Annotated in this window: 5 protein-coding genes; all 5 read right to left on the bottom strand. The window is 73.1% G+C overall.

The annotated features are described in order from the left end of the window. Positions 1 to 123 precede the first annotated feature (123 nt). The 5 genes from AB0I88_RS30845 to AB0I88_RS30825 are packed head-to-tail and all read right to left on the bottom strand — an operon-like array spanning position 124 to position 6734. Positions 124 to 1260, bottom strand: a complete 1137-nt coding sequence (locus AB0I88_RS30845; protein ID WP_361032472.1) for a Gfo/Idh/MocA family oxidoreductase — start codon at positions 1258 to 1260, stop codon at positions 124 to 126. Beyond that, positions 1260 to 2720 carry a mannitol dehydrogenase family protein gene (locus AB0I88_RS30840; protein ID WP_361032469.1) on the bottom strand — a complete coding sequence of 487 codons (1461 nt, stop codon included), beginning with the start codon at positions 2718 to 2720 and terminating at the stop codon, positions 1260 to 1262. The genes AB0I88_RS30845 and AB0I88_RS30840 overlap by 1 nt, the downstream gene beginning before the upstream one ends. Next, positions 2711 to 4000 carry an enolase C-terminal domain-like protein gene (locus AB0I88_RS30835; protein WP_361032466.1) on the bottom strand — a complete coding sequence of 430 codons (1290 nt, stop codon included), beginning with the start codon at positions 3998 to 4000 and terminating at the stop codon, positions 2711 to 2713. Before AB0I88_RS30835 ends, AB0I88_RS30840 begins: the two co-directional genes overlap by 10 nt. Next, complete coding sequence (uxaC, locus tag AB0I88_RS30830; protein WP_361032463.1) at positions 3997 to 5418, bottom strand: glucuronate isomerase; 1422 nt, start codon at positions 5416 to 5418, stop codon at positions 3997 to 3999. The genes AB0I88_RS30835 and uxaC overlap by 4 nt, the downstream gene beginning before the upstream one ends. After that, positions 5415 to 6734 carry a Gfo/Idh/MocA family oxidoreductase gene (locus AB0I88_RS30825; protein WP_361032460.1) on the bottom strand — a complete coding sequence of 440 codons (1320 nt, stop codon included), beginning with the start codon at positions 6732 to 6734 and terminating at the stop codon, positions 5415 to 5417. The genes uxaC and AB0I88_RS30825 overlap by 4 nt, the downstream gene beginning before the upstream one ends. Between the last annotated feature and the right edge of the window lie 42 nt (positions 6735 to 6776).

The following is a 6776-nucleotide window of genomic DNA, read 5'->3' as shown; positions in this document are numbered from 1 at the left end:
CGCTGCTCGAACTGCTCCGCACACGGCTCGGAGCCCGTAACCCGGTCGCCGCGTCCTGGCTGCACAGGGGCCTCACCAGCCAGGACGTCGGAGCGCACCCGAACCCAACACGCGGGTTGGGGGTCACGGGCGGCCTGCGGGCTGCCGTTCCACGACGGTGCGGTAGGCCTCGGCGGCCCACGGCACCCTCGTCTCCGAGGGCAGCCGGCCGGAGCCGGCCACCTCCCGGACGATCTCGTCGATCCCGGTGACGACCCGCCCGCCGCCGTCCGGGTGCGGGGCGAGCCAGCCGTCGCCGATCACGCGTGGCGCGGGCGCCCGCACGATCGCCTCGGCGACCGCGGTGAACAGCTCGGTACGGGCCAGCGGCGCCAGCAGCGGCGTCCGCGGGTCGCGCCGGTGCTCGATCAGGTTCTCCAGCAGGCCGGTCCGCCCGGGGACGCGCTGGAGAGCGGCCTGCCCGGAAAGCCGGAGCCGGTCGGTCGGGTACTCCAGGACGGCGCCGCCGACCCGGATCTCCCCGGCGATGAAGACCTCCGACGCCAGCGTCACCCCCACGGTGATCCGGCGCCCGTCGTCTCCGGTCAGGCGCAGGAACGTGGTGTCGTCGGTCTCGATCGGCCGGGTCCGGTAGCGTTCCAGCTCCATCCGTACCGGCCGGAAGCCGGGGCCGGCCTCGTCGGCCAGCACCAGCGCCTGCATCAGGGCGTGCGCGAACGGGTTGACCAGCGCCCCGTCCAGCACCGGCCGGCCGTTCACGGAACGGCGCCCGGCCCAGGGCGCCCGGTCGTAGTAGGTGTCCGGCCGCCACCACGCCCCGGACACCCCGATCGGCCCGGCCGGCGCGGACGCGCACAGCTCGGCGAGCGCCGCCGAGCCGAGCGCCTGGAATCCGACCTGGCAGATCCGGCCGCTCCCGGTCACGGCCGCCGTCAGCCGGTCGTGCTCGTCCGACGACATCACCGGCGGCTTCTCCAGCAGCAGATCGGCGCCGACCGCCAGCACGTCCAGCGCGATCGCCAGGTGGGTGTGCGGCGGAGTGCACACGATCACGATCTCCGGCCGTTCCCCGGCGAGCAGTTCACGGTGGTCGCGGTAGAACGGCACCCCGGGCAGCGGCGCGTCCGGGTGCGGGTCGACCGGCTGCCGGTCGCAGAGGCCGGCCACCTCGACGGTTCCGGCGTCGGACAGCCTCTGCAACGTACGCCGGTGCGAGAGGCCGTGGCCCCCGGCGCCGATCAGCGCCACCCGGGTGGCCATCAGCCCAGCCCCTTCACCGTCGCCACGACGCCGTGCCGGTCCAGTTCGCCGTACCAGCGCACCAGTTCGGAGCGCAGGGCCGCGTCGCCGGCGAGTTCCGGCCCGAAGATCGCGTCCACGCCGAGCAGCGCGCCGACCGCACCGGCCGGCGTGTCCGGCGCGGCGGCCAGCGCGTCCCGGATCGGCCCGGCCAACGGGTCGTCCAGTGGGAGCCGGGCGCCGCTGTCGGCGTATCCCCGCGCGAAGCGCATCCACGCGGCCACCATCAGCGCGCCCCAGACGGGCACGGCACCGGCGCGGCGGCGCTCGGTGATCGCGGCGAGCATCCGGTACGGCAGCTTCTGGCTGCCGTCCATCGCCACCTGCAGGTTGCGGTGGCCCAGCTCCCGGTTGGCGAACCGTTGCAGGGACTGCTCGCCGTACCCGGTCACGGTGACCCCGGACGGCGGCTCGATGGTCGGCGCGATGTCGTCGGCGATGAACCGGCGCAGCAGCCCGGTCATCCCGGGCATCTCCAGGGAGTCGGCGATGTACTCGCGCCCGGCCAGCGCGCCCAGGTACGCGGCCGCCGAGTGGACCCCGTTGAGGGCGCGCAGTTTGCACAGCTCCCACGGGGTGACGTCGCCGGTGAGCACCGCGCCGGCGGCCGCCCAGTCCGGCCGGCCGCCGGGGAAGTCGTCCTCGATCACCCACTGGGTGAACGGCTCGGCCACCACCGGCACGGTGTCCTCGGCGCCCAGCGCGACGGCCGCCCGCCGGATGTGGTCGGCGCTGGTGGCGGGCACGATCCGGTCGACCATGGTGGCCGGGAAGGCGACACCGGCGGGCATGTCCACGCCGGCCACCTCGAGCGCCTGGGCGACCAGGCCCCGGATGCGTGGCCCGTTGCCCTGCATGTTGTCGCAGCAGAGCACGGTGAGCGGGCCGCCGCCGGCCGCCTGCCGCCGTATCAGGGCGCGGGCCAGCAGCGCCGGCACGCCGACCGGCGGCGCCTGCCCGGTGAGCTGGGCGCGCAGGTCGTCGTCGAGCAGCAGCCGCCCGGCCGGATCCATCCGGTACGCCTTCTCGGTGACGGTCATCGACACGATCCGGATGCCCGGGTCGGCGATCGCCGCGACCACCCCGTACGGGTCGCCGGCGGCGTGCCCGAACCCGGCCAGGATGCCGATCGTGCGGGCCCGGTCCGGTCCCCCGCCGACGGTCAGGACGCTGTACAGACCGTCCTGCGCGCGCAGTTTGTCGAGGATCTCGCGGGAGCGTGGGGCGACACCGATGATCCCCCAGTCGCCGCCCGACGCGGCGACCGCGTCCTCGGTGAAGACGGCCTGGTGGGCGCGGTGGAAGGCGCCCAGGCCGAGGTGGACGATCCCGGCACGGACGCTGCCGGGGCTGACGGCCGGACGGCTCGCCTCGGGCAGTGACGCCAGCGCGCCGCGGCCGAGGCGGTAGGTCACCGCCATGCCGGCCCGTCCGGGAAGCGGAACTCGGCGATCGACGCCGGCTTCATCTCGACGCTGTAGCCGGGCGCCCGCGGCAGCCGGTAACGGCCGTCGGTCACGGTGACCGGGTCGGTGAAGTGCTCGTGCAGGTGGTCGACGTACTCGATCATGCGGCCGTCCAGCGACCGGCCCACCCGCAGGAAGTCGAAGATCGCCAGGTGCTGCACGTACTCGCAGAGGCCGACGCCACCGGAGTGCGGGCAGACCGGAACCCCGAACTTGGCGGCCAGCAGCAGGATGGACAGCACCTCGTTGACCCCGGCGACCCGGCAGGCGTCGACCTGGCAGACGCCGATCGCGCCGGCCTGCAGCAGCTGCTTGAAGATCACCCGGTTGGCGGCGACCTCACCGGTGGCGACCCGGACCGGGGCGACCGCGCGGGCGATGCGGGCGTGGCCGAGCACGTCGTCGGCGTGGGTGGGTTCCTCGATCCAGTACGGGTCGAAGGCTTTCAGCTCCTCCATGGCGGCGATCGCCTGGTCGACGTCCCAGACCTGGTTGGAGTCCATCATGAGCAGGGCGCCCTCGGGCAGCTCGCCACGGATGATCCCGGCCCGGCGGACATCGTCCGGAAGCGTACCGCCGGTCTTCATCTTGACCGCGCGCCAGCCGTCGGCCACCGCCTGCCGGGTCAGTTCGCGCACCTTGTCGTCCGGGTAGCCGAGCCAGCCCACGCTCGTGGTGTACGCCGGGAAGCCGTCGCGTTCCAGTTCGGCCAGGCGTTCGGCGTACCCGATGGTGCCCTTCTCGAGGATCTCGCGGGCCTCGCCGGGCGTGATCGCGTCGCTGATGTGCCGGAAGTCGATGGCGGCGACCAGCTCGCCGGCCGGCATCTCGGCGAGGTAGCGCCACATCGGCTTGCCGGCGAGGCGGGCCCGCAGGTCCCAGACCGCGTTGATCAGCGCGCCGGACGCCATGTGGATGACGCCCTTCTCCGGTCCGAGCCAGCGCAGCTGCGCGTCCGCGGTGATGGACCGCCAGAAGCCGACCTGGTCGGCGGCGATGTCCTCGACGGTGCGGCCGGTGACGTGGTGGGCCAGCGCCTCGACGGCCGCGCAGGTGAGCTCGTTGCCGCGCCCGTTGGTGAAGGTCAGGCCGCTGCCGGTGACGCGCGCGTCGGTGGTGATCTCGACGTAGGTGGCCGAGTAGTCACCCTTGTTGATCGCGTCGGAACCGTCGCCGGCGGCCGCGGTCGGGAACCGGACGTCGTGGACGTCGACGCCGGTGATCCGCACTGTCATGAGTTCTTCTCCAGTCGGAAGACACGCTTCGGGAGGTGGTAGGCGAGGTCGGCGATGGTCTCGGCGGCCTCGTCGAGCGGGAGGCGGTGCTCGGCGACGAGCCGGGCCAGGAAGCCGGCGTCGACGCGGCGGGCCACGTCGTGCCGGGCCGGGATGGAGCAGAACGCGCGGGTGTCGTCGACGAATCCGGACGTGTTGTAGAAGCCGGCCGTCTCGGTGGCGGTCTCCCGGAACCGGCGCAGGCCCTCCGGACTGTCCAGGAACCACCAGGGCGCGCCCAGGTAGAGGCTGGGGTAGCCGCCGGCGAGCGGGGCGAGCTCGCGGGTGAAGACGGTCTCGTCCAGCGTGTAGAGCACGATCCGCAGGCGGGGGTCGTCGCCGTACGCGTCGAGCAACGGCTTGAGCGCGTGCACGTAGTCGGTGGCCGACGGGATGTCGCCGCCCACGTCGCGGCCGTGCCGCCGGTAGAGGGCCTCGTTGTGGTTGCGGACCGAACCCGGGTGCAGCTGCATGACCAGGCCGTCCTCGAGGGACATGCGGGCGAACTCGACGAGCATGTGCGCCCGGAACGCCTCGGCGTCGGCGTCGGTGGCGCCGCCGCCGAGGGCCTTGCGGTAGAGGACGGCCGCGTCGGCGTCGCTCAGCACCAGGGTGGCGGCGGTGAGGTGGCCGTGGTCGGAGCTGGTGGCGCCGGCCTCGATGAACGCGGCCCGGCGGCTGCGCAGCGCGTTCAGGAAGCCGGGGTAGGTGCCGACGTCGAGGCCGGTCAGCTCGCCGAGCCGGGCGACCCGCTCGGCCCAGCCGGGCCAGTCCGGGTCGATCAGGTTGTCCGGCCGGAACGTGGTGATCACCCGGCCGCCCGGTCCGCCCCAGCCGTCGGCGGCCAGTTTGGCGTGCGCGTGCAGCTCGTCGAGGGGGCTCTCGGTGGTGGCCAGGACCTCGATGTTGAATCGGGTGAACAGCGCCCGCGGCCGGAACCCGGGTTCGGCGAGCCGGGCGGACAGCTCGTCGTAGATCTCGTCGGCGTTCGCGGCGTTCAGCGGCTCGGTGAGGCCGAAGACGCCGGAGAGGACCTTCTCGGTCCAGAGCCGCGACGGGGTGCCCCGGAACAGTTTCCAGTTCTCCGCCAGCAGCCGCCAGATCACCCGCCCGTCGGTCTCCACCGCCGACCCGTCGACGCTGGGCACGCCGAGCCGGGCCGGGGGGATGCCCTGGCTGGCCAGCATCCGGGTGACGTAGTGGTCGGGGACCACGAACAGCCGGGCCGGGTCCGGAAACGGCTCGTCGTCGGCGAGCAGCACCGGGTCGACGTGCCCGTGCGGGCTGATCAGGGGCAGGTCCTTGGCGTGCCGGTACAGCTCGCGGGCGATCTGCCGCTGGGTCGGCTCGGCGGGGAAGAGGTGGTTCTCGTCGATCACTCGTTGTCCTCAAGATTCAGAAGGTCCGGCACGCGGACGGCCTGCCCCTGAGCCAGGGACTCGTTGGCGGCCAGGCCGGTGAGCAGGGCTCGGGCGCCGTCGACGGCGTTCGCGGTGCGCCCGAGGGGGTCCGGTGGCGCGTCCGGCCGGATCAGGTCGGCGAGCATGCGCACGTCGGCGCCACCGTGCCCGTGCCGGGACAGCCCGTCCACTCCGATCTCCCGGGGCGGCGCCCAGAACGGGCGGAGGAGCAGCCGTTTGCTGCCTTTCTCGGCGGTCGACTCGGCGCCCGGCTCGCCCTTGACGCCGGCCGCGGCCGCGGGTGAGACGTGGTCGCTCTCCACGACCTCCAGTTCCAGGCGGCCTTTGCTGCCGTTGAACATCACCCGGTAGCCCTCCCAGGGCGCGTACGCCGTGAGGTGGTAGCTCATCGACGCGCCCCGGGTGTAGCGGACCAGCACGGCCATGTCGTCCTCGATGGTCACACCGGGCGCGAAGACGTTGCGGTCCCGGATGTAGCCGTCGTAGCCCTCGGCTTCCAGGTAGAGCTCGCGCATGGTGGGCTCGTCGGCCATCCGCAGCGCGAACGGGTCGCCGTCGGCGTCGGCCGCCCCGTGTGCCCGCTCGTAGTCGCGGGCGTACCCGTGGCGGCGGCCCTGCTCGCCGTAGAAGAACAGCCGCCCGGCCGCGAAGACCTGCTCGGGGCCGTCGTCGAGCCACCAGTTGACCAGGTCGAAGTGGTGGCCGGCCTTGTGCACGAGCAGGCCGCCGGAGTTGGCCTTGTCGCGGTGCCAGCGGCGGAAGTAGTCGGCGCCGTGCCGCACGTCGAGCAGCCACTCGAAGTGGACCGAGCCCACCTCGCCGATCTCGCCGGACGAGATGACCCGCTTCACCGCCTCGTGCAGCGGGTTGTAGCGGTAGTTGAAGGTGACCCGGACGTCGCGCCCGGTGCGCCGCTGGGCGTCCAGGATGCGGCGGCAACCGGCGACGTCGACGGTCATCGGCTTCTCGGTGATCGCGTCGCAGCCGGCGTCCAGCGCCGCGGCGACGTAGTGGTCGTGGTAGCGGTCCACGGTCGCGACCAGCACGACGTCGACGCGTTCACGCTTGAGCATCTCGGTGAAGTCGGCCGCGTCGTACACCGGGACGGGTTCGGCGAGCCGCTTGTTGTGGACGGCCGGCCGTGCCTGGTTGGTGTCCGCCATGGCGACCAGTTCGGCTACGTCCGCGTGGTCGCCGGTGATCGCGCGGAGAAACATTCCAGCCCGTGAGCCGGCGCCCACGAGGGCGTACCGGCGGCGGGAATTGAGGGGCATTCCGTCGCCTCCATTCGGCAAACGTTTGCAACAGCTTAGGGA

Origin of the sequence: Actinoplanes sp. NPDC049802 (genome assembly GCF_040656595.1) — a bacterium.
Lineage (GTDB): Bacteria > Actinomycetota > Actinomycetes > Mycobacteriales > Micromonosporaceae > Actinoplanes.
This window is presented reverse-complemented; position numbering and strand designations above follow the sequence as displayed.